This is a genomic window from Cupriavidus sp. 10L43_2, assembly GCF_056395265.1.
The window spans coordinates 324,274-347,321 of the sequence record NZ_JBFTJE010000002.1 but is presented as its reverse complement, the minus strand read 5'-3'; the positions used below and the strand labels follow the sequence as shown (position 1 = coordinate 347,321).

The 23,048-nt window shown below is 65.6% G+C and carries 20 protein-coding genes; 10 read left to right on the top strand and 10 right to left on the bottom strand.

Features of this window, described 5'->3' with window-relative positions; translation table 11 throughout:
- Position 1: 1 nt before the first annotated feature.
- The 6 genes from AC1DEL_RS03845 to argH all read right to left on the bottom strand — a co-directional run bounded on the left by AC1DEL_RS03845 (position 2) and on the right by argH (position 6,187).
- A complete protein-coding gene (locus tag AC1DEL_RS03845; protein ID WP_477125236.1) occupies positions 2 to 1,153 on the bottom strand; it encodes a thiolase C-terminal domain-containing protein in 1,152 nt (383 codons plus the stop codon).
- Positions 1,150 to 1,584 (bottom strand): Zn-ribbon domain-containing OB-fold protein, encoded by a 435-nt coding sequence (locus AC1DEL_RS03840; RefSeq protein WP_441591065.1) that lies wholly within the window; start codon positions 1,582 to 1,584, stop codon positions 1,150 to 1,152. Before AC1DEL_RS03840 ends, AC1DEL_RS03845 begins: the two co-directional genes overlap by 4 nt.
- A complete protein-coding gene (locus AC1DEL_RS03835; RefSeq protein ID WP_092293047.1) occupies positions 1,581 to 2,534 on the bottom strand; it encodes an SDR family oxidoreductase in 954 nt (317 codons plus the stop codon). Before AC1DEL_RS03835 ends, AC1DEL_RS03840 begins: the two co-directional genes overlap by 4 nt.
- A gap of 44 nt (positions 2,535 to 2,578) precedes the next feature.
- The gene (locus AC1DEL_RS03830) at positions 2,579 to 3,574 is read right to left on the bottom strand and encodes a Bug family tripartite tricarboxylate transporter substrate binding protein (RefSeq protein ID WP_477125235.1); all 996 of its coding nucleotides are present in this window, start codon (positions 3,572 to 3,574) and stop codon (positions 2,579 to 2,581) included.
- 118 nt (positions 3,575 to 3,692) lie between these two features.
- Positions 3,693 to 4,655: a Bug family tripartite tricarboxylate transporter substrate binding protein gene (locus AC1DEL_RS03825; RefSeq protein WP_092293051.1), complete on the bottom strand. Its 963-nt coding sequence runs from the start codon at positions 4,653 to 4,655 to the stop codon at positions 3,693 to 3,695.
- Between the two features lie 26 nt (positions 4,656 to 4,681).
- Positions 4,682 to 6,187, bottom strand: coding sequence for an argininosuccinate lyase (gene argH, locus AC1DEL_RS03820; RefSeq protein ID WP_477125234.1), 1,506 nt, complete (start codon positions 6,185 to 6,187; stop codon positions 4,682 to 4,684).
- Between the two features lie 163 nt (positions 6,188 to 6,350).
- Here argH and AC1DEL_RS03815 point away from each other — a divergent pair, with 163 nt between their 5' ends.
- Positions 6,351 to 7,235, top strand: a complete 885-nt coding sequence (locus AC1DEL_RS03815) for a LysR substrate-binding domain-containing protein (RefSeq protein WP_092293055.1) — start codon at positions 6,351 to 6,353, stop codon at positions 7,233 to 7,235.
- A 5-nt stretch (positions 7,236 to 7,240) separates the two neighbouring features.
- On the opposite strand, the gene AC1DEL_RS03810 is transcribed toward AC1DEL_RS03815, so the two are convergent.
- The gene (locus tag AC1DEL_RS03810) at positions 7,241 to 7,966 is read right to left on the bottom strand and encodes a hypothetical protein (protein ID WP_477125233.1); all 726 of its coding nucleotides are present in this window, start codon (positions 7,964 to 7,966) and stop codon (positions 7,241 to 7,243) included.
- A gap of 138 nt (positions 7,967 to 8,104) precedes the next feature.
- Between AC1DEL_RS03810 and AC1DEL_RS03805 the strand changes: the two genes are divergently transcribed.
- Positions 8,105 to 9,334, top strand: coding sequence for an MFS transporter (locus AC1DEL_RS03805; protein WP_441591062.1), 1,230 nt, complete (start codon positions 8,105 to 8,107; stop codon positions 9,332 to 9,334).
- Here the strand turns inward: AC1DEL_RS03805 and AC1DEL_RS03800 are convergent.
- On the bottom strand, positions 9,331 to 10,680 hold the full coding sequence (locus AC1DEL_RS03800; RefSeq protein WP_092293061.1) for an MFS transporter: 1,350 nt from the start codon (positions 10,678 to 10,680) through the stop codon (positions 9,331 to 9,333). The two genes, AC1DEL_RS03805 and AC1DEL_RS03800, sit on opposite strands and share 4 nt — an antisense overlap.
- 29 nt (positions 10,681 to 10,709) lie before the next feature.
- The gene (locus tag AC1DEL_RS03795; protein WP_092293333.1) at positions 10,710 to 11,660 is read right to left on the bottom strand and encodes a GlxA family transcriptional regulator; all 951 of its coding nucleotides are present in this window, start codon (positions 11,658 to 11,660) and stop codon (positions 10,710 to 10,712) included.
- A gap of 105 nt (positions 11,661 to 11,765) precedes the next feature.
- Here AC1DEL_RS03795 and AC1DEL_RS03790 point away from each other — a divergent pair, with 105 nt between their 5' ends.
- From AC1DEL_RS03790 to AC1DEL_RS03760, 7 genes are all read left to right on the top strand, one after another.
- Positions 11,766 to 12,941, top strand: a complete 1,176-nt coding sequence (locus AC1DEL_RS03790) for an MFS transporter (RefSeq protein ID WP_477125232.1) — start codon at positions 11,766 to 11,768, stop codon at positions 12,939 to 12,941.
- Between the two features lie 295 nt (positions 12,942 to 13,236).
- Positions 13,237 to 13,770 (top strand): fimbrial protein, encoded by a 534-nt coding sequence (locus tag AC1DEL_RS03785; RefSeq protein ID WP_092293065.1) that lies wholly within the window; start codon positions 13,237 to 13,239, stop codon positions 13,768 to 13,770.
- Positions 13,771 to 13,838: 68 nt separating this feature from the next.
- Positions 13,839 to 14,594 carry a fimbria/pilus periplasmic chaperone gene (locus tag AC1DEL_RS03780; RefSeq protein WP_092293067.1) on the top strand — a complete coding sequence of 252 codons (756 nt, stop codon included), beginning with the start codon at positions 13,839 to 13,841 and terminating at the stop codon, positions 14,592 to 14,594.
- Between the two features lie 115 nt (positions 14,595 to 14,709).
- On the top strand, positions 14,710 to 17,283 hold the full coding sequence (locus AC1DEL_RS03775; RefSeq protein ID WP_477125231.1) for a fimbria/pilus outer membrane usher protein: 2,574 nt from the start codon (positions 14,710 to 14,712) through the stop codon (positions 17,281 to 17,283).
- Positions 17,284 to 17,351: 68 nt separating this feature from the next.
- Positions 17,352 to 18,425, top strand: a complete 1,074-nt coding sequence (locus AC1DEL_RS03770) for a fimbrial protein (protein WP_477125230.1) — start codon at positions 17,352 to 17,354, stop codon at positions 18,423 to 18,425.
- A gap of 71 nt (positions 18,426 to 18,496) precedes the next feature.
- The gene (locus AC1DEL_RS03765; protein ID WP_477125229.1) at positions 18,497 to 19,510 is read left to right on the top strand and encodes a fimbrial protein; all 1,014 of its coding nucleotides are present in this window, start codon (positions 18,497 to 18,499) and stop codon (positions 19,508 to 19,510) included.
- A 93-nt stretch (positions 19,511 to 19,603) separates the two neighbouring features.
- Positions 19,604 to 19,981 (top strand): VanZ family protein, encoded by a 378-nt coding sequence (locus tag AC1DEL_RS03760; protein WP_477125228.1) that lies wholly within the window; start codon positions 19,604 to 19,606, stop codon positions 19,979 to 19,981.
- 12 nt (positions 19,982 to 19,993) lie between these two features.
- Here the strand turns inward: AC1DEL_RS03760 and AC1DEL_RS03755 are convergent, their stop codons facing one another.
- Positions 19,994 to 20,851, bottom strand: a complete 858-nt coding sequence (locus tag AC1DEL_RS03755) for a 23S rRNA (adenine(2030)-N(6))-methyltransferase RlmJ (protein WP_092293071.1) — start codon at positions 20,849 to 20,851, stop codon at positions 19,994 to 19,996.
- A 171-nt stretch (positions 20,852 to 21,022) separates the two neighbouring features.
- Between AC1DEL_RS03755 and mnmC the strand changes: the two genes are divergently transcribed.
- Entirely contained in the window at positions 21,023 to 23,041 is a 2,019-nt protein-coding gene (mnmC, locus tag AC1DEL_RS03750; protein WP_477125227.1) for a bifunctional tRNA (5-methylaminomethyl-2-thiouridine)(34)-methyltransferase MnmC2/FAD-dependent 5-carboxymethylaminomethyl-2-thiouridine(34) oxidoreductase MnmC1, read from the top strand.
- Positions 23,042 to 23,048 lie beyond the last annotated feature (7 nt).

Below are 23,048 nucleotides of genomic sequence, written 5' to 3'. Positions count from 1 at the left end.
GCTATGGCAGCGTGTTGGCGAGCACCAGCGCGGCGGCGGCCGTGAACATGCCGCCCACCCCCTGCACGAAACTGCACTGCACGCCATCCACCTGCCGGAAGGCCTCGCCGCGCAGCTGCCGCACGGCCTCCAGGATCGCGAACATGCCGTACATGCCGGTATGCGTGTACAGGATGCCGCCGCCATTGGTGTTCATCGGCAGCTTGCCGCCGGGGCGGGTATGGCCGGCCTCGATGAAGCCGGCGGCTTCGCCGTGCGCGACGAAGCCGAGGTCGGCCAGCCCATAGAGCGGCAGGTGCGCGAAGGCGTCGTAGATCATCAGATGATCGATGTCGGCGTGGCTCACGCCAGACTCCGCGAACGCCTGGCGGCTCGACAGGCGGAATGCCTTCGAGCTGGTCATGTCGTCCATCATCGAGATTAGCGGGCTGTCGCAGGCCTCGCCCGAGCCGAGCAGGTAGACCGGGCTGTCCGCGCGCCGGAGGTTGCGCGCGTGCTCCGCCGTAGTGATAACCAGGGCCCCGCCGCCGTCGGTGACCACGCAGCATTCGAGCTTGTGGAACGGATAGGCGATCATCGGGGACGCCATCACGTCGTCCACGGTCAGCAGCTTGTTGCGGCTGGCGCGCGGGTTGCCGGCGGCCCAGTGGCTCTGCGCCACGACCACTTCGGCCAGTTGCTCGTGGGTGGTGCCGGTCTCCTTCATGTAGCGCAGCATCGGCAGCGTGAAGGTGTTGGGCGGCGCGCCGCTGCCGTAGGGCATCTCGAACTGGCCCAGCATCGAGAATGGCGGCACTGAGCGAGGCGGCCAGCCCACACGCGAGCGGCCGGACTGGCCGTGGAGCACCAGCACGGTGTTGCAGAGTCCGGCGCGGATCGCGGCGGCGGCGTGCCGCACGTGGACCATGAACGAGCAGCCGCCTACCGAGGTGCCGTCGTACCAGGCGGGCGTGATGCCGAGGTAGTGGGCGACGTCGATGGGGCTGTCCACGGCGCTCGTGATGCCGTCCACATCGGCCAGCGTGAGGCCGGCGTCGGCCAGCGCGCGGCGCGCGGCGTCGGCGCGCAGGTCCATCTCGGACAGGTGGGGCAGGGCGCCCAGTTCCGTCTCGGCGGCGCCGGCAATGGCGATGATCTGGTCGAGCCGGCTCATCGGGCGGCCTCCGTCTGGGGCTTGAACTGCGGCAGCATGACCTCGCCGCGCGGCTCGAACACCACTTCGAGCGGCATATCGAGCACGAGGTGCGCCGGGTCGGCGGGTACGCCGACGATATTCGTCATCATGCGCGGGCCTTCCTCGAGTTCCACCACGGCAATCACGTAGGGCGTCTGGCCGGCCCAGCCCGGCATGGCCAGGTGGCTGATCACATAGGAATACAGGCGCGCACGGCCGCTGGCGCGGACCCACGACAAGGTCTCGGCACCGCATTGGTGGCAGTGCGGGCGTGGATACAGCACGTGCGTGCCGCAGCTGTCGCAGACCTGGAGGCGCAGTTCGCCGGCCTGCGTGCCTTCCCAGAAGGGGCGCGTGCCGGGCACCGGCTGCGGCGTGAATTTCGCGACGGGGGATGGAGTCGGGGTCATGCCGGAACGCCCTCGCGGTGCGGGATCTCGCCCGAGATCAGCGCGTTGGGCGCGGCGCGGGCCACCAGATCGGGGATGTGCGCCGACAACTCCTCCGGCAGCCAGCGGCCCTCTTTCTCGATGCGAGGGCCGGCGTGCCAGCCCTCGGCCACCGTGATGGCGCCGCCGCGCACGCCGAACACGCGTCCGGTAATGGTGCTGGATTGCGTGCTGCCGAGCCAGACCACGAGCGGCGCGACGTTGCCGGCGTCGAGCGGATCGAAGCCGCCGCCGGCCTGCGTCTGTTCCGCCTGCGCGGCCATGCCGTTCTGTCGGAACAGGTCTTCGGTCAGGCGGCTCATGGCCGTCGGGTAGATCACGTTGACGGTGGCGCCGTAGCGCTCCAGCTCCCGTGCGGCAACGATCGACATATTGGCGATGCCCGCCTTGGCCGCGCCGTAGTTGGTCTGGCCGACGATGCCGTAAAGGCCCGACGACGAACTCGTGTTGATCACGCGCGCCTCGCGGGTGCGCCCGGCCTTGGCCTCGTCGCGCCAATAGGCGGCGGCGTGGCGCATCGGCGCAAAGGTGCCGCGCAGATGGACGCGGATCACGGAGTCCCAGTCCGCTTCCGTCATATTGACGAGGGTACGGTCGCGCAGGATGCCGGCGTTGTTGACGAGCACGTCCAGCCCGCCAAAGTGGTCGATGGCGGTCTGGATCAGGCGTTGCGCGCCGTCCCAGTCCGAGATGTCGTCGGTATTGGCCACGGCTTGTCCGCCTGCCGCGAGGATTTCGTCGACCACCGCCTGTGCGGGGCCGCTTGCCGCGCCGGCGCCGTCAGGTGCGGCGCCCAGATCATTGACCACCACGCGTGCGCCGGCGCGTGCAAATTGCAGCGCGTACTCGCGCCCGATGCCGCGACCGGCGCCAGTAATGACGACGACGCGATCCTTGCAAAGCTCGCTCATGACACTCCTTCTGTGTGTGCGGGGGATTCGGAGGTTCGGGGAATTCAGCGCCGGGCCTGCTGGATGGCCTCGACTGCGCGCCGATATCGTGTGGATTCGTTGGCAAGGTCCTGATCGGCCTGCGCGCCCGAGACGGACATCGCTTCGGAGCCGGCAAACGTCGTCAGGAATTGCAGGTAGGCCGGGGACCGTGTGATGGCGGCGACAGCCTGTTCCAGACGCCGCGCCGTGGCGTCGTCGGTCTGGCGGCGGACCGCGAGCCCGATCCAGACATACATCTCGTAGCCGGGGAAGCCCGTTTCGCGCAGCGTGGGCACGGCGGGCAGGTCCGGCAGGCGGGTCGTGGCGGTGCTGGCCAGTGCGCGCAGCTTGCCCGCGCGCACCAGCGGCATGGAGGCGCCGGCGTCGAGCAGGCCGAGGTCCACCGCACCGCCGATCACATCGGCCGATGCCTGCGAGAAGCCCTTGTAGCTGACCGCATTGAACGCCAGGCCACCTTGCTGGGCCAGCAGCATGCCGGCGACGCGGTAGGTGTTGCCGTAGTCGGCCAAACTGACGGCGCCGGGCGTGGCGCGGACGGTCTCCAGCGCCTGCTTCACGTCGGCGTAGGGCTTCTGCGGCCCCTTCACGAGCAGCGCGGAGTTGCGGTAGAGGAACGACACCATGCGGAAGTCCCGCTGGAGATCGTAGTTCGCGGCCTTGTTCAGTAGCGGACCGCTGAGCATGGAAGGCGTCACCAGCAGGATGCTGTAGCCGTCGGCCGGTGCGCTCAGGACGCTCTGCACAGCGATCAGGCCCTCCGCGCCGGGGCGATTCTCGACGATGACCGGCTGGCCCAAGGCAGCGCCGAGCTTGTCGGCGACGAAGCGCGACACGGCGTCGCCGCTGCTGCCGGGGCCGATCAACAGGACGATGCGCAGCGGACGGGAGGGAAACGTTTCAGCGCGAACACCGCCAGCGCACAACCCCAGGGTCACAGCGAGTGCGGCCAGCATCGCGCGCCGCTTCGCCGTGGTGCAGCATGGAAACTTGCGTGCCATCGTCATCCCCTCGAAACATACGGTGTTCGGGGATGATGTAGGTCAAAGAGGGTAGGCTACCCTCCCTGTAATGGGGGGGCGGGTCTGCCCCAGTTGGGTGGGCGCGAACACGCCGTTCCTAATCGAGCTGGACATTGGCGCGCTTGACCACCTCGGTCCAACGCTTGTTGTCCTCCGCGATCACCTTGGCGAAGGTGTCGCTCGTGCCATAGAACGGCTGCGCGCCTTCGGCAATCAACTGCTTGACCATCGCCGGATCCGTGGCGACGGTCCGCACGGTGTCCTGCAGCTTCCTGATGACCTCTGCGCTGGTGCCGGCCGGTGCCATCAGGGCTGACCAAGACTCGGTCTCGGCGTTCTTGATGCCGAGTTCCTCAAACGTCGGCACGTCCGGAATCGCGGGATTGCGCTGGTGGCTGGCCACGCCGAGCAGCCGGATCTTGCCGGCCTTCGCATACGGCTGCAGGCCCGGAAGATTCGCGAACAGGATCTGGATCTGGCCGCCGAGGAGGTCGGTGGTCGCCGGTCCCGCGCCTTTGTATGGCACGTGGGTGAACTTGACGCCCGTCCGCAGCATGAACAGCTCGCCGATCATGTGGTTGACGGAGCCCTGGCCGGCGGAGCCCATGTTCAGCTTGCCGGGATTCGCCTTGGCGTACTGGAGCAGTTCGGCCATGTTCTTCGCCGGCGTGTTTGCGGAGACAGCCAGCACGTTCGGCACCGTGGCGAAGAGCGCGATTGGCGTGAAGTCCTTCGCGGGCGAGAAGGTCAGGTTCTTCGTCAGGAGCGGCTGGATCACCTGGCTGCCCATGGTGGCGTACAGCAGCGTGTAGCCATCGGCACGTGCCTTGGCCACATAGGCCGCGCCGATGGCGCCGCCGGCGCCCGGCTTGTTGTCGACGATCACCGGCTGTCCGAGCATCTGGGACATGCGCGTGGCCAGCAGCCGCGCGGTGAGATTCACAGTGCCGCCGGGCGCGAAGGGCACGACGAGGTCGATCGGCTTGTTGGGGTAGCCCTGCGCGCCGGCGGCCGAGCAGCACGCCATGGCCGCGATGAGCACGGTGGTGAACTTGAACATGGTTGTCTCCTCTATTCTTGATGTTGTCAGCCGGCTACCAGGTTCCGGGTGCGCTGCTCCAGCAATGCGGCGGCGTCGTCGATGCGGGTGACGGTGGCGTCCAGCGCGGTGGTGCGGGTATCGAGCGCGCGGCGCTGCACGTCGAGCCGCTCGCGCACGCCTTGCGGGGCTGGCGCGCCGTACGACTGGCGACTGTTCACATTGCGGATCGGGTCCAGGCATTGGGCGACGTCCTCGGCCGAGAGCCCGGCGGGCCTGCCAACTTGCTCCGCAGTGGCGTCATCGATCATCGCTGGGGTGATCGCGGTCGCCGGCAGGCCCTCGTCGAGCGCACGCCGCACTACGGCGCCGATAATGTGATGGGCATCGCGGAACGAGAGGTCGGCCTTGCGGACGAGCAGGTCGGCCAGATCGGTCACCGTGGAGAAGTCGTTAGCCGCGCGCGCCGCCATGCGTTCCCGCTCGGGCTGCACGTCCCGCACCAGCAGCTTCATCAGTTCCAGGCTCTTCAGGGCCTCTTCGCAGCTCTCCCAGCAGGTTCGCGTGCTTTCCCGGCTGCTGTCGCCGGAATGCGAGAAATGCGTGGATTTGACCGTCGTGAGGGCGGCCGACGTCAGGCCGATCAGCTGGGCGGTCTTGCCACGCAGGTATTCGAGCACGACCGGGTTCTTCTTCTGCGGCATGATGCTCGACGTGCCGGCGATGCTGTCCGGAAACGTCAGGTAGCCGAATTCCGGCGTCGACCAGATATAGAAGTCCTGCACCATCCGGCTGCAGGTGATCATCATGATCGAGAGTGCCGCGCTCAACTCCAGCGCAAAGTCCCGGGACGCCACGCTGTCCAGCGCGTTGCCAAGCGGCTGGCTGAAGCCGAGCAGGGTGCTGGTGAGGGTGCGGTCGACCGGAAATGACGTGCCGGCGAGCGCGCAAGCGCCCATCGGGCAGCCGTCGAGGGTTTCCAGGACGTGCATCAGGCGGTCGATGTCCCGGGACCAGGCTTCCACCAGCGCCGACAGGTAATAGCCATAGGTGATGGGCTGCGCGGCCTGCATGTGGGTATAGCCGGGCATGACGTAGTCAGCGTAGGCATCCGCCTGGCTCAGCGCGGCATCGCATAGCCCGGCCAGCGCCGAGCAGATCCGGATCACGAAGCCGCGCGCGCGGATCCGGTCATTGGTCGCCCCAATATCGTTGCGGCTCCGTGCCGTGTGCAGACGGCCGCCGACATTCTGGCCAATCAGGCGGATCAGGTGCGCCTCGTAGTTGAAATAGGCATCCTCCCGCGCTTCATCGAGTTCGACGACCTCGGGGCCCTCGCGCCGCATTTTCAGCAGGGCGTTGGCGAGGGTCGCCGTGGTGGTTTTGTCGAGAATCTCCTGCTGGTCCAGCATGACCAGATGGGCCAGGTTGATTTGCGTCAGCACTTCGAAATTCTTGGTAAAGAATTCACGCGTGGTACGCGGCTGGAAAATGTACTGGATAACCTCTTTGGCGGGAGGTTGCTTAAGCCGGCGGCTGACTTTGGATTCCATTTTCAAACTCGGTTGAAATAAACATACATCGAGTTTGGTTTGCGACAACCCATGCGTCAAATCAGCCGATCGCACTGTCTTATACAATTCCGATATGGGTTGAGGGCGGGGTGGCGCATGCGTCCCTGCGTGCCACAATCGCCATCTTTCGGGAGGCCGTTCCATGAACTTCAAAGAAATCGAGGCGTTCCGCGCCGTGATGATGTCGCGCTCCATGACCACGGCGGCCGGTCTTCTGCATACGTCGCAACCCAATATCAGCCGCTGGATCGGCTTGCTGGAGAGCAAGGTGGGCTTCCAGTTGTTTCAGCGCGTGGGGACCAAGTTGATTCCGACGGCAGAGGCCGAGGCGTTCTATGCGGATGTCGAACGCGCTTTCATCGGACTCGAATCTCTGGACGATAGTGCGAACACCATTCGCAGCCGGGGCACCGGGCTACTGCGCGTGGGGGCCGTCGGCTCCATTGCCGACAGCATATTGCCGGACGCCATGCGATTTTTTCGGCAGGATTTTCCCGATATTCCAGTGCTGCTGAATACGGGCAGGTCCGAGGTGGTGGCTAAATGGATCGCGAGAGGATTTTGCGATATTGGATTTTGCTCCGTTCCGACCGAACTACCGAGCCTGCAATATGAGGAAATCAATCTCGCGCGTGGCGTGGGCATTGTTCCCGCATCCCATCGGCTGGCGACACGTTCGGTCCTGAATCCGGCGGATTTCGAAGGGGAATCCTTCATTTCGCTGCCGGCGGAAAGCGCGAACCGGCGGGAGATCGACCGGCACTTTCCGATCGGCTCGCGGCTGCTGGCCATCGAAACGCCGTTTGCCACGACGATCTGCAAGATGGTCAGCAAGGGTCTCGGCGTGTCCATCGTGAGTCCGATCGTCAGCCACGCGCTTGGCTTGCCCGATGTGCGCGAGATTCCGTTTGCGGGCGAGGTCATGTTCCGCAGCTTCGCGGTCACGTCTGACCATTTCCCCTTGAATTTCCTGGCTAGCCGGCTGGCGGCGTGCGTGCGGCAGGCGTTCGACGCAGCGGATGACTGAGGCGGTTAATCCGCCGGTCGCCACTGGCCGGAGTCGTGGCGGACATCGACCCTTTCGCCATTCAGCCGCAGTTGCTCGGCATTCATCGTCGCGGCAGCGGCAGGGTCAATATCGAATTTGATGTTGAGCGCCTGTTCGACGGGGGCACTTTCGACCGGCAACTCCCAGGTCAAAAATAGCTGTGTCCAATCCTGGTCCGAGGGAAAATCGGCCAAATCGAAACCATCGCTGCCGCGCCGAATGACGGCGTGCGGCTGGCAGGTATCGAAGATCATCACCGTCCCCCGTTGCAAGGGGATACGAAGATCCAGCGCCGGAAAATGCACGTCCAGCCATTTGTCTTCACTCAGGAAGAGATTGCAGAAGGCCAGACCGGCGTATTGCTCTCCATCATGGTGATAGCGCGCGCCGCGGCAGGCCATGAGCGCGACGTCGGTCGACAAAATCATGCCGAAGGTGCGCGCCCAATCTGACACCGCCTGTACGCAGGCCGAGTAGTCGGGCCAGCGCATTCGCGCCCGTGGCAGGGACATCGCTTCGACATCGCCGGTTTCCAGCGACATATTGGACGCGATTTCCCGCGCCCAATCCGCGCGCAGCCGGGCCGGCGGTTCGGGAATGTCGACCGTGCCGGATAACACGACGTCACTCACACTCCGGCTGCGGATGGCATCGTCACTCCAGAAATAGGCAATGAGCGGTGCAGGAGAGGGTTGGGGGATGTGGTGCATGGCCGACAGTGTAATGCGTCGCCCTCATTCTGCAGGGCAGTGCTTCCTCGGTATTCCCGAGGATGTATTTTCATTGACGATTCAACGAAAATGGCATTTCCGGCCTGTGCACAGGCCGCTAATAACAAGAGCCCTCGCATGTCCCGTCTTGCCTCGCTGCGTCCCGCACTGCCAATTCTCATTGGCGCCTCAGTCATGCTGTCGCTCGCCATGGGCCTGCGGCAGAGCCTGGGCATTTTCGTGCCGCCCCTGACCCGCGACATCGGGATTTCAGTGGGCGATTTCACGATTGCCGTGGCGGTACAAAACCTCACCTGGGGTGTGTTGCAGCCATTTGCCGGCGCGCTGGCGGTACGAACCGGGTTCCGCCCGCTGATGGTCGGGGGCGCGTTGCTGTACCTGATCGGGCTGGTGCTGCTCGCCACGTCCCACGGACTCTGGGCGGTCGTGCTCGGCGCCGGGGTGCTGATCGGCATGGCGATGGCTTCCACCGGCACGGCGATGGCGATGGCCGCGGCATCGAGCGCCGTGAACGTTCAGGTGCGCAGCCTGGTGCTCGGCTGCGTGTCGGCCTGCGGTTCGCTCGGGGCGATGATCGCCGCGCCGCTGGGGCAGAGCATTGCCAGCGAATGGGGCTGGCGCATGGGCGTGGCCGCCTTTGTCGTGCTGGCGCTGGTGATGCTGCCCGCCGCCTGGTTTGCTGGCCGTTCTGACACTTCGCGCCAGGCGCCCACGCGGGCGCAGCCGGAGCTGAGTGGCCGCCAGGCCCTGATGGGCGCGCTGCGGCATCCGCCGTTCGTGGTCATGGCGCTGGCCTACACCGTCTGCGGGATGCAATTGGTGTTCCTGACGACGCACCTTCCCGCATACCTCGATATCTGTGGCATGGACCCGATGCTGTCCGCCAAGGCGCTCGGCATGATCGGCGGATTCAACGTGCTGGGCAGCCTGTTTTTCGGATGGGCGGGCGGGCGGGTCAACAAGCTGCTGTTGCTCGGCGGCATCTATATCTGCCGGTCCCTCGGCTTCATCTGGTTCTTCCACACCCTGCCGACCCCGGAAAGCACGCTGGTGTTCTCCGGGGTCATGGGGTTTCTCTGGCTGGGCGTGTCGCCGCTGGTGCAAGGATGGATTGCGCAGACGTTCGGCCTGCGCTGGCAGGCGATGATCGCCGGCGTGGCGTTCTTCAGTCACCAGATCGGCAGCTTTATCGGCGCCTTCGGGGGCGGCTGGCTCTATGACCTGATGCAGAACTACTCCGTCGCGTGGAAGGTGGGCGCCGCGCTGGGGTTGACCGTTGGCCTGATCCAGATCGCCTTCGCGCTGGTGCCGAGGGCGCCGTCGCCGGATCTGGTGCCGTCCTCCTAATCCAGCGCGCGGTTCCTCGACTCCACGTTGACGGCGCCAATGGCGACCGCCCCGGCGAGCAGCATGGCGGAGATCAAGGCCAGCGCCAGGGTGAAGTGCGTGGCCATCACCGGGGCAATGATCGAGGGCGCGAACAGTCCGCCGAAACGCGCCACGGCGCCGCACGTGCCCATGCCCGTGGCCCGCAGGTCGGTCGGATAGACCTCGGGGGTGAAGGCGTACAGCGCGCTCCATGTGCCAAGCAGCGAGAAGCTCATGAGTAGCGTCGAGCCGACCACCACCGTGGGATCGGTGCCAAAGCTGTACAGCATGCACCCCGCGGCGCTGAGCAGCAGGAAGCCGATCAGGGTGGGCTTCCGGCCCCAGCGTTCCACGCCATAGGCAGACAAGGCGTAGCCCGGCAACTGCACGATGGCGAGGATCACCAGGAAGACCTGCCCGCGCATGAAGGCGAATCCTTCGGCGCCGAGCTTGATCGGCAGGTAGACGAACACGCCGTAGTACGCGATGGAGACGAGCGCCCATGCCGCCAGCAGCGCCAGGGTGCGGCGCCGAAGACCGCCCGAGAACAGCGCAAGGACCGATTTTGGCGCGGCACGCTCCGCTTGCAGCGGCGGGATTTCCACCTGCCTGCCGTTCGCATCGGCCACACGCTGGAGCACCGCGCGCGCCGCGTCCGGCTTCCCGTTTCGGTTGAGGAACATCGGCGATTCCGGGATATAGAAGCGCAGGACCACGCCCACCAGCGCGGGAATGGCGGTGACAAGGAAGATCGCGCGCCAGGCCTGATCGCCATAGGACAGCGCTGCCAGCGCCAGCAAGGCCAGGCAGAGCGTGCCGAGCGCCCAGAAGGACTCCAGCAGGACCAGCCAGCGGCCACGGCGGTCGCGGGGCAGGAACTCGGCCATCATGGTGTAGTCGACGGGCAGCGTGCCGCCGACGCCAATCCCCGTGAACAAGCGCAGCACCAGCAGCCAGGTCAGGTCCGGCGCGAAGGCGGAGGCGACCCCGCAGATCGCGTCGATGACCACGGCCGTCATCAGCACGGGCCGCCGGCCGATGCGGTCCGCCAGTCGCCCGAAGAAGAACGCCCCCGCCAGCATGCCGACGAAGAAGAACGTGCCCGTTTGCAGCGCCTGGGGCACGGAGATGCCGAACGTCTTCGCAATCGACGGGGCGCTGAAGCCGATGGACAGCACCTGCATGGCGTCCGCCAGCCACACCAGGCCGAAGATGACAAAGAGCCGGTACTGGAACTTGCCGACGCCCGCGGCCTCGATGGCGCTTTCCAGAGACACCGGGGCGGCCGTAGCGTGGCGGGGGATGTGATCGAGCGTGCTGGTCATGTTGGGGGGAGACTGTCGATGGGAAGGTGTCAGGCCGATCGCTCGGCAGGGGCCCGGCTCAGGCGGCGAACTGCCTGCGGCGGTTGCCCGGTGGTGCGGACGAAGGCGCGCCGCATGCGCTCGCGGTCAGAGAATCCGACTTCCTGCGCGATCACGTCCAGCGAAAGTCGGCCTTTCTCCAGCAGCAGCCTCGCCGCCTCCACGCGCAGGTGTTCCACGGCCTTTGCGGGCGATTGACCGGTCTCCGCGCTGAATGCCCGGCTGAACTGGCGTGGACTGAGCCCGGCGACATCGGCCAGTTCGTCCACCGTCAGCGGATGGCGCAGGTTGGCGTTGGCGTGGTCGATGGCTTTCTGGATCCTGTCGGACTTCGGGTCGAGGTCGAGCAACGTGGAAAACTGCGACTGGCCGCCCGCGCGCCGATGATAGATGACCAGCTTGCGCGCCACCGTGCGCGAGACCTCCGCGCCGTGGTCCTTCTCGATCATGGCGAGCGCCATGTCGATGGTGGCCGTCATGCCTGCGGAAGTCCAGATCGGCCCGTCCACGATGAAAATCTGGTCCTCTTCGACCGCGATCTTCGGGAAGCGGCGCTGCAGGTCATGCGCGAACCGCCAATGGGTGGTTGCGCGCCGGCCATCCAGGACGCCCGCCTGCGCCAGGATGAAGGCGCCCGTGCATGGCGCCGCAATCCGCCTTGCCGTCTTCAGCGAACGGGCGACGAAAGCGGTCAACGCGGCGGAAGTGATGTCGATCTCGACCCCCGAGCCGAACATGACCGTGTCATAGGCGTTGTCGCCGAAGGGCTGCGAATCGACCCGAATGCCGGCCGACGACATCACCAGTCCGCCGGTCTCCGACAGCACCGTCACGTCGTAGGCCCGCTCTTCGAGGACGACGTTGGCCAGCTCGAACGCCGTGACGGCCGCCAGGCCCATCAGATAGAAGTTCGGAAAGACGACGAAACCGATCGTGTGCATGGTGATACCCGGGGTCATGTCCTGAATTGACGGTATATATGACATTTGAGACACGGTCAACGGCGAATATGATCGATATCAACCGCATTTCACCGAGTTGCTCCTATGGATCGTCGACTACTGATACTGGCGCTGGGCATGTTCGCCATGGGCACGGACAACTTCGTCGTCGCCGGCATCTTGCCCGGCGTGGCGGCTTCGTTGCACACATCGATCAGCATGGCCGGCCTGATGGTGACTTGCTACGCGTTGACCTATGCCGTGGCGGCGCCCGTGATGGCCGCCGTGGCGGGCAACTTGCCGAGAAAGCGGCTGCTGGTGACCGCGCTGGGCATTTTCGTGATCGGCAACGCCATCAGCGCGCTCGCTACCGACCTCCAGTGGGTGCTGCTGAGCCGGGTGCTGGCAGGCTTCGGCGCCGCGCTGTTTTCGCCGACCGCATTGGGTGTGGCCGCCGCGCTCGCCGCACCGGAGAAGCGCGGGCGTGCGCTGGCCACGGTCACGGCCGGCCTGACGGGGGCCACGGCGCTGGGCTCGCCACTCGGCACCTTTATCGGCGGATTCGGCGGGTGGCGGGGAACGCTCTGGTTCGTCACGGCGCTCGGTATCGTCGCGATGATCGGCGTCTGGACGATGCTGCCGTCCGTTCCATTGCCAGCGGCCGTCCGGTTGCGGGAGCGGCTTGCTCCCTTGCGTGACAGGCGCGTCGCGCTGACCTTGCTCACGTCACTGTTCGCGTTCGGCGGGTTCCTGATGGTCTACACCTACGCCGGCGTGGTGCTGGCGCGCGTGACGGGTGGCGACGAACGCATTCTGGCTGGGATGTTGCTGGTGTGGGGCGTTGCCGCGACGTTCGGGAACCTCATGGCCGGCCGTCTCGTGGACCGCTTCGAGAGCCGCCACATCATCCACGCGATGCTCTGGGTGGCGATCCTCAACTTCTGTGCGCTGCCGTGGATGGCCGGCCACGCGGCGACGGCCCTGGTTTCGCTGGTCATCTGGGGCATTTGCGGATGGGGGCTCATCGTTCCGCAACAGCATCGGCTCGTCCAGTTGTCCCCGACGACGGCGCCGCTGGTGCTTGCGCTGAACAATACGGCTACCTATACGGGGCTGGCCTGCTCGGGCCTGCTGGGCGGGGTCGTAATCCAGTCGACAGGCGGGCAGTACCTGAGCCTGGTCGCGGCCGTGTTGATCGCCATGGCCTTCGGCTTTGCCATGGCCGCGCATCGAAGTATGGCGAGCCAGCGCCAAGGCATCCGCCCAGCGATGGTCTCCTGACTGCTCGCGAAATTCGCGCTTCACCGGAGCCCCCGCCGCACCAGCGGATTTCGTGATTCTCTCTGCATTTTCGGCCGTCACGGCGCACGCCAGTGACGGCTTTCGCACGTCTTCTCCCGTCTGAAAATTAAAGAATCGTCGATTTATCGGGCGGGCTGTCCTCCCTATGATTCGCTCGATTGCAGCGAAGCGTTCCCGACCACGGCAACACGTCCTGCAAACAGGCTGGCCACATCCGTACGCATGTTCGCAATGTCCAGATTCTCAGTCGTTTTACCTCTGCATAGATTCCTTCATGAAAAGCAAACTCCTCTCCGCCTTGATCATTGGTGGCACCGCAATGGCTTCGCAAATGGCTGCAGCCGCCGACGGTACGATCACCTTCACCGGCAACGTCACGGCGCAGACTTGTGCCATCAATGGTGGCGCTACCAATTTCGTGGTTGCCCTGCCGACCGTGTCGGCGTCCTCGCTCTCCGCAGCGGGCAAGACCGCCGGCCGCACGCCGTTCAGCATCGCGCTGTCGGGCTGCACGCCGACCGCAGGCAATGTGCGCACCTTCTTTGAGGCGGGTCCCAACACCGACGCCTCCACGGGTCGCCTGAACCTCACCGCAGGCGGCGCCCAGCGCGTGCAGATCGGCCTGCAGAACGCCTCGGACGAAACCAACATCAACGTCGGGTTCGCCAATGCCCTGCAAAACTCGAAGTCGGTTCCCCTGGCCTCTGGTGCCGCCACGCTGCGCTACTACGCCCAGTACGTCGCCACCGGCGCGGCAACCGCCGGCGCGGCCAATACCAGCGTGATGTACTCCATCGCCTATCAGTAAAGCCGTATCGGGTGGCGCGGTGTCGCGCCACCTTTTCACCCCTTGTTTCCTGAATACCGCGTGCCATCATGATCACCAACCAGAAAATCCGTTCCGTACTGACCGCAGCCGTGCTCGTGCTGAGCCTGCCTGCCGCGTGGAGCGCTCACGCTTCGGTGGTGATCGGCGGCACGCGTGTGGTGTACAACGCCAACGAAAAAGAAGCGACGATCAAGCTTTCCAATCAGGGAAATGCTCCGGCGCTGACCCAGGCCTGGCTCGACAATGGCGACCCCAAGGCCGCGCCATCTACCGTGGAGGTGCCATTTCTGGTCACTCCGCCCGTGATGCGCATTGATCCGAAGAAGGCGCAGACCCTGCGCATCCTCCATACCGGCGAGCCACTGCCGCAGGACAAGGAGTCGGTGTTCTGGCTCAACGTGCTGGAAATCCCGCCCAAGGCCGAAGCCAGTGGCGCGAACACCAACCATTTGCAGCTCGCGTTCCGCTCGCGCATCAAGATGTTCTATCGCCCCGCAAACCTGAAGGGCAGCGCACTGGACGCTCCGGGGCAGGTGGCCTGGCGGTTGGTGGCATCCGGCAATCAGTTCAGCCTGGAAGCCCGCAATCCGACCTCGTACCACGTTTCCTTTACCGCGCTGGAAGTGAAAGGCAGCGACGGCAAGGTCGCCAGCTTCGATGACGGCGGCATGGTGAACCCGGGCGAAACCCAGGTGTTCCCGCTCAAGGGCGACGTCACGCAGTCCGCAGCCCCCAAGGTCCATTACACCGCCCTCAATGACCATGGCGGAGCGGTCACCGGCGAAGCCGCCGCGACCCACTGAATAGCGGCGCTTGCCGGCGAAGCTGTCGCCGCGCAGGACGCCTCCAACGTATCCCCTTATCTAGCGTTTTTGCGATGCCGCCATACGGCAGGGGATCGGCTTGTCTGAATTTGTGATGAAGATCCCCGTGTCCTACCAAAAACAACCCCTCGCATCCCGTTTCCGCCTGCGTCCGACCATGGTCTCGCTCGCGCTGTTCACCAGCGCCTCGGCGTGGGCGGATGGAATGGCCACCCCTAGCGCTGGGGAGGTTGCCTTCAACGATATCTTCCTGCACCAGCCCGGTCACGGGCGGGTGGATGTCAGCCGCTTCAGCAAGGGGAATGCGGCCGTACCGGGTACGTACCGGGCGGATCTGCATGTCAACGAAGTCTGGCTGGGCCGGACTGAGGTTGTCTTGCGCCAGGCCGGCGCAGCAAACGAGGTGCATCCGTGTTTCGATCGCGCCCTGCTCGAGCGCATCGGCGTGGACCTTGCCGCGCTGACGCCGGAGGCCAATGCGCTACTGGACGATGCCGCTGCCTGCCCGACGCTCGCGCAACTGGTGCCGGACGCTGTCGCGCACTTCGACAGCAGTGAGCAGCGCCTCGATCTGAGCCTGCCGCAAGTTGCCATGAGCCGCCAGCCGCGTGGCTACATCGACCCGAAGTATTGGGATGAAGGTGTGAGCGCAGGACGCCTGCTCTACAACGCCAGCGTTTATCACAATAGCGGGCAGGGTTTTTCCGCCACGCAGGGCTTCGTCGGGCTGAATGGCGGCGTGAACGCGGGCGCATGGCGTTTTCGTCACAACGGCAGCCTGACCCACCACGAACGCACCGGCACCCGCTACCAGGCGACGCAGACGTTTGTCCAGCGCTCGCTTGCTTCCATCAAGAGCCAGCTGGTCTTTGGCGATGCCTACACCGATGGCACCATGTTTGACAGCGTGGGCTTTCGAGGCGTGCAACTGTCGAGCGACGATCGGATGTATCCGGAGTCGCAGCGCGGCTATGCGCCGGTGGTGCACGGCATCGCCAGCAGCAATGCCCGGGTGGAGATCCGCCAGAACGGCAACACGATCTACGAAACCAACGTCGCGGCCGGCGCCTTCGAGATTAACGACCTGTACCCCACCGGCTATGGCGGCGACCTCGAAGTGGTGGTGACGGAGGCCGATGGCAGCGTGCACATCTCGAAGGTGCCCTATGCCGGCGCGGTGAATGCTCTGCGGCCGGGCGTGACCCGCTATGGCGTGGCCGCGGGCCAGTATCGAAGCGCCACAAGCAATGGCAAGCCGCTGATGATGCAGGCCACCGTGCAGCATGGCTTCACCAACCTGATCACAGGCTTTGGCGGGGTGACGGTTGCGCAGGACTATGCGGCCGGCGTGATTGGCGCCGCGCTTAACACCCGCTTTGGTGCGCTGGGCGCGGATATCACCCATGCCTCCACGCGGCTGCGCAACGAGCCGGACCGTCATGGGCAGAGTGTGCGGCTGAGCTTGAGCAAGCTGGTGGAACCCACCAACACCAACCTGACGCTGGCCGCCTATCGGTACTCCACGGGCGGGTATCTCAGCCTCGCGGATGCCGTCGCCCTGGGCGATCTGGACCGGAAAGACATGGGCGTGGCCTTGCACGGCACCCCACGCGGCCGGCTGCAACTGGTGCTGAACCAGGCGCTGCCGGGCGGCTACGGCAACTTCTACGTGAGTGGATCCACCCAGGACTACTGGCGGCGCAACGGCCGCGATACACAGTTCCAGCTTGGCTATAACAACAGCTTCCGGCGGGTCAACTATGGTGTCTCTGCCGCGCGCCAGTTCGACGTGAACACCGCCAGGTGGAACAGTCGCGTGATGCTGAGCCTGGGCGTTCCGCTGGGCAAGGCCACGCAGGCACCGTACTCGACGACCAGCGTACAGACCGGCTCGTCGGGGCCTACCTCGGTGAACCAGTCGGTGACTGGATCGTACGGCGTCGACAACGCATTCAGCTACGGCTTGAATGCCGGGTACACCGGAGGGGGCAGCGCGAGCCATGCCACGAGCGTCGGTGCGAACGCGTCGTATCAGTCGACACTGGCCGCGTTCACGGGCGGTGCCAGCAAGAGCAACACCTATACCCAGGCATCCGCCGGTATCTCGGGCGGCGTTGTTGCCTACAGCGGCGGCGTTGTCCTGACGCCGAGCCTGGGCGACACCCTGGCGATCGTCGAAGCGAAGGGTGCATCCGGTGCGCGGGTCGGGGGCGGCAATGGCTTGCGGGTGGATCCGTGGGGGCGTGCGGTGGTGTCGAGCCTGATGCCGTTTGCCCGAAACGAGGTGGAAATTGATCCCAAGGGCCTGCCGCTGGATGTCGAACTCAAGTCGACGCTGCAACAACTCGCCCCGACCGCCGGCGCAATCGTGAAGGTGTTGTTCGAGACGGCGAACCCCGGCCGGGCCGCCATCCTGCGCGTGCGGACGGCGGATGGCAAGCCGGTGCCGTTCGGCGGGGAAGTGCTCGACGCCGCGGGCGAATCGGTGGGCATGGTGGGGCAGGGCGGGCGAATCATCGTCCGTGGCCTGCAGAGCGATAGCGGCGAGTTGACGGTGGCTTCGGCCGATGGCGCGGGGCAGGCATGTCAGTTCAGCTATCGACTCCCCGCGCTGTCCGATGCGCGCAACGCGATCGGCATCGCCACCGTCGATGCGCAATGCCTGTAGCCGCGCGGCTTCGGCCCGCAATCGCAGCCGGAAAGCCGGAGGCAAATGCCAACAGCGGAGGATTTTTGATGTCAGTCATTACAGCAGCAAAGCTTGGGCGGACGATGGTGATCACCGTGGTGGCATGGCTGGCGCTTGCCCAGGGGCAAGCCCACGCCCAGGGTCTCACGTGTAACAGTCCCAATCCCGCCGTGTTCAATTTCCAGCTACCCGTGGGGACCTTCGCGGTGCCAAGGGATGCGCCGGTTGGCACGCGCATTTCCCCGTGGACCAGCAGACAAACTGCGGGCAGGCAGACGTGGCGATGCACTGTGCCGGCGGACGTGTACATCGGGCCGGCTTATCGGGCAGGGCTGCCGCGGGCCGGGCAACTCCACTATTCCGAGGGCGGGGAGAGTTTTCCGGTCTTCACCACGAATGTCCAGGGGGTTGGACTGGTGATCGGCGTCAATTCAGGGGCTGGGGGCAATTGGTATGGCGGCGATAACGCGAGGCTGCACGGCGTCCCGACAAATTGGGAGGTTGCCGTCGGGACAACAAGCAGTAGCCGCCAACCCATGGGGTTTGGGACGCGAATGAGTTTCGCATTCGTCAAGACCGGGCCGATTACAGCCGGCGCGGTGAATCTTCCGGGTGCTGTCCTGCAGGTCGGCATTGACGCAATGTACGACGGGAATCCGCAAGCCATCGTCGATGTGAGGGCAAGTGGCAGCCCCACCTTCTCCGAAGTGGCCTGTACCACGCCCAATGTCAACGTGAACATGGGCACGCGGTCGCACACGGATTTTCAAGGTGTGGGGTCCGCCGCGCCCGCCACCGCGTTCACCATTGACGTCAACAATTGTCCCGGGGGGCTGAATGGCATCCAGTATCGGGTGGATGCCGTCACCCAGGTACTTAATAGCGCCAATTCAGTGGTGGCCCTCGATGGGAATTCGAACGCGCAGGGCATTGCCGTGCAGTTGCTGGATGGCGCCGGTGCCGTGCTGCCGCTCGGGGTGAATAAGCCATTCACCGGATATAACCGCACGTCTGGCGGAAGCTACAAGATTCCGCTAAAGGCACGCTATTACAAAACTGGCGAAGTAATAAGGGGAGGCACCGCCAATACGGCAATGACCTTCACCATGACTTACCAGTAATGCATCAAAAGCAGGTAAATATGTCAGTGATTAACACAAGAACCCTCCTTCGCACGACAGGAGGCGCCGTGATGGCGTGGTTCGCCCTCGTACAGGGGGAGGCCCAGGCCGTGTCGTGCGACAGTCCCAACCCCTCGGTGTTCAACTTCCAGCTGCCCTCGGGTAACTTCGGGATAGCGCGGGATGTACCGATCGGCGCCCGCATTTCTCCGTGGACAGGCATGCAGAGCATGGGCCGGGAGGTGTGGACCTGCATGCTGGCGGCGTATCGGCCTGCGGGGCCGTACTATCGGTCAACCCTCCAGCAGTCTGGGGTGACATTCATTGAAAATGGCGTGAATTACCATGTCTACAATACCAATCTACAGGGCGTAGGCCTGGTTATCGGTGTGAATTCAGGGACGCGGCGCGAGTGGTATGGCGGTGACAACGCGAAGCCTGTTAGCGTGCCGCCGACCTGGGGCATTACCATGGGGACGACGAATCCCGGCGCGACACGGATGCAATGGGGAACGCGAATGAATTTCGCCTTCGTCAAGACCGGGCCGATCAGGGCCGGCACAGTGAGTCTGCCGGGCAGGGTCGCACAGGCTGGCATCGAGGAGTTCTACAAGCAGCTTCCCATGGCTGGCGTGGATGTCACAGTGAGTGGCAATCCCACGTTCTCCGAGCTTGCCTGCTCAACCCCCAATGTCACGGTGAATATGGGCACGCGCTCGAATATGGATTTTGGGGGGATCGGATCGCCCGCGCCCGCCACGTCGTTCGCCATCGACGTCAACAACTGCCCGGCGGGGATACAAGGCATTCAGTATCGACTGGATGCTGTCACGCGGGTTCTCGACGCCGCGAAATCGATCGTGGCGCTCGACAGCAACTCAACCGCGCGGGGCGTTGGCGTGCAATTGCTGGATAACGCCGGCGCCATACTGCCGCTCGGAGCGAACCGATCATTTACTGGCTATAGGCCCACGGCCGGCGGAAGCTACCGGATTCCCTTGAGGGCCCGCTATCACCAGACCGCCTGGGCGATAACCGGCGGAACTGCGAATACGGCGATGACCTTTACCATGACTTACCAATAGCGCGCGGCGGGAACGTGTGGCACGCCACGTAGCCGTGGCGGTGCGGCCTGTTATGCTCTGGACGTGACATCTCGTCGATAGGCCCCAATCCCCGTGCCGCGCCTGACCCCGAATCAATACCGACTGCTGTTCTCGATCTGCGCGGTGGCCGTGCTGGTCCTGTCACTGCTGCCGCTCTCGGTGCCGCAACCTACCACGGGCTGGGACAAATCCAACCATCTTCTCGCCTTCGGGGTGCTCGCGCTGCTTGGCGTGCGCGCCTGGGCCGGCCGCATGGCGGCGGTGCTGGCCGGCCTGATGGCCTATGGCGTGCTGATCGAATGGCTGCAAGGCATGACGGCGACCCGCTCGTCCGACTGGCATGACCTGATCGCCGACGCCGCCGGGCTGGCGCTGGGCCTGCTGGTGCATGCCGCACTGACGCGGGTCTGGCCCAGTCTGTCGGCCCATGGGAATGAGCCCCGGGCCTGACGCGCGCCGGGGTCAGTTATCGAGCGATTCCAGCGTGTAGCTTGCGCCGGCATCCTGACCGAGCAAATCCACCAGCAGCGGCATCGCCTCCTCGATCGTCTCCTTCAGCCGCCATGGCGGGTTGACGATGAACATCCCGCTGCCATGCAGGCCGAGCCCGCCTTCCACCGGATGCTTCACAGTCAGCGTCACATGCAGCCAACTCTTCAGCGGCAGGCGCATCAGCTGCGCCGGCAGTTGGATCGACTCGCGCCGCTGCACCTGCGGATACCAGATCGCATAAACGCCAGTTGCAAACCGTTCGAGGCTGTCTTCCAGGGCCTGCACGGTACGCGCGTAGTCCTGTTTGTCTTCGTATGAGGGGTCGATCAGCACCAGCGCGCGGCGCGGCGGCGGCGGCAGGATGGCCTTGATGCCATTGAAGCCGTCGCCGTCGTAAAGCATGACCTTGCGGCCCGCGCCGCGGAAATTGTCGCGCAGCACCTGGATCTCGGTACTGTGCAGCTCGAACAGCCGCAGGCGGTCCTGATCGCGCAGCATCTGCCAGGCCAGCCATGGCGAACCCGGGTAGTGACGCAGGTTGCCGTCCGGGTTCTGGGCGCGCACCTGGTCCAGGAATTCGTCCAGGAACGGGGGCAGGGTCTGGCCATCGGCGGCAGCCTGCCAGATGCGCGAAATGCCGGTTTCGAACTCGGCCTTCTTCTGCGCGTAGGCGTGGTCCAGCGCGTAGAGGCCGGCGCCGGCATGGGTGTCGATGTACCAGAACGCCTTGTCCTTCTGCGTCAGGTGCTCCAGCAACTGGACCACGACGGCGTGCTTGAGGACATCGGCATGGTTGCCGGCATGGAAGGCGTGGCGATAACTGAGCATGATGAGGCGGGATAAAGCGGGATGACGGCGCGCAAGCGTCGGCGAAAAAAGCGTGGGCGGGCGCGTGGCGCGAAGGGCGCTATGCTACCATCCGCCGCCCCCGGAAGCCCGTTTTACGGCCCGTTCCTGCGGCTGTTGCCGTCCGAAGTGTCCCGTCCGCCGATGCCTGCCATGCCGCGTGCCCTCGAGTCCGCCGAGCCGATCCTCTCCCCCGACGGCATTCCCTTTTCGCCACGTTACGACGACGTCTATCACAGCACGGAAGGCGGGCTGACGGAGGCGCATCACGTGTTCCTGGGTGGCAATGGTCTGCCCGGCAACTGGGCGGGGCGCGACCAGTTCGTGATCGTGGAAACCGGATTCGGGCAAGGGATGAACTTCCTCGCCACCTGGCAGGCCTGGCGCGACGATCCGCACCGCTGCCGTCGGCTTCACTTCGTTTCCGTTGAAAAACATCCATTTACGCGCGATGGACTGGCGGCGCTGCATGCCGGACTCGGCGATTTGCTACCGCTCGCCGAACCGCTGCAAGCGGCCTGGCCCGATGCGCTGCCGGGCTTGCATCGACTCGAATTCGAAGGCGGTGCGGTCACGCTGACGCTGGCGCTGGGCGATATCGACGCAATGCTGCCCAAGCTCGCGCTCGGCGGCGATGCGTTCTATCTCGATGGGTTCTCCCCCTCCCGCAACGCGGACATGTGGTCCGAAACCGTCTTCCGGGGGGTATCCCGGCTGGCCCGGCCCGGCGCCACGCTCGCTACGTATACAGCGTCCGGTTCGGTGCGGCGCGGCTTGCAGGCAGTCGGGTTTGAGGTCGACAAGGCGCCCGGTTTCGGCGGCAAGCATGACATGACAGTGGCGCGCTTCGCCCCGGCCTGGAAGAACCGGCGCCATGCCCCCACGCCCGCTGCGGAGTGGCGAGAACGTCACGCTATTGTGATCGGCGCGGGGTTGGCCGGCTGCGCGGTCACAGAGCGGCTGGCAGCACGCGGCTGGCGCGTGACGCTGTTCGACGCCCATGATGGCCCGGCGCGCCAGACCTCCAGCCATCGCGCGGCGGCCATGCACGCCCATGTGTCGCCCGACGAAAGCCAGCTGTCCCGGCTCTCGCGCGCCGGCAATCTTCATGCGCTGCGCGCGTGGACGGCCCTCGCGGCGGCGGGGCACCCGGTGAACTGGCACGGCTGCGGCGTGCTCCAGATCGGGGAGGGTGATGCCGATAGTGCGGCCCAGCAGGCGGCGCTGGCCACCCTGGGCTTCCCCGAATCGTTCGTCAGGTGGATGGACCCCACCGAAGCGGCTGTGCGCCACGATGCCACGGTGGCGCGCGGCGGGCTCTGGTTCCCGCGTGGCGGATGGGTGGCGCCGCCCGACATCTGCCGCGCCCAACTCGACAAGGCCGGCGCGGCCCTGGATGCGCGGTTCAACTGCCGGGTGGCCGCGATCGAATATGTGGATGGCGCCTGGCAGGCGAGGGCGGCCGATGGCAGCGTGCTGGCTGAGGCGCCGGTCCTGGTGCTGGCCAACGCCCATGAGGCCGAACGGCTCGTCTCCAACCGTTTTCTGGCCCTGCGCCGGGTGCGTGGACAGCTGACCGATCTCTCCCCGGCGCAGGTCGCGGCGATGGGTCGCTGGCCCGACTGCGTGGTGACCGGGGGCGGCTACCTGCTGCCGCAGGCCCCGGAGGGCGGGGCGCGCATCGGCTCGAGCTATGACGCTGACGAAGGCCCGCTGGCCGAGCGTCCCGAGGTCCACGCCGCCAACCTGGAGCGCCTCGCCACGCTGCTGCCGGACCGTGCCGCCGACATCGCCCATCTCGAGCCCGCGCAGTTGACCGGCTACGTCGGCGTGCGCACCGTGACGCACAACCGCCTGCCGCTGATCGGCCCCCTCGCGGATGAGGCGCAGGCGCTGGCCCGGTCCGGGCCACTGCGCGGCGCCCACCTGCGGGACCTGCCCCGGATGCCGGGGCTCTACGCGGCACTTGCGTATGCGTCGCGCGGCCTCACATGGGCCGCACTGGGCGCGGAGTTGATTGCCAGCCAGATCGAGGGCGAACCGTTGCCCATCGAGTCGGATCTGGCCGATGCCGTCGACCCCGCCCGGCTGCTGCTGCGGGCGCTGCGGCACGGCAACATGGCGGACGCGCCGGCTATCGATCCCGGGGCGGCCTCGGACGCGTCAGGGTAAAAACTGC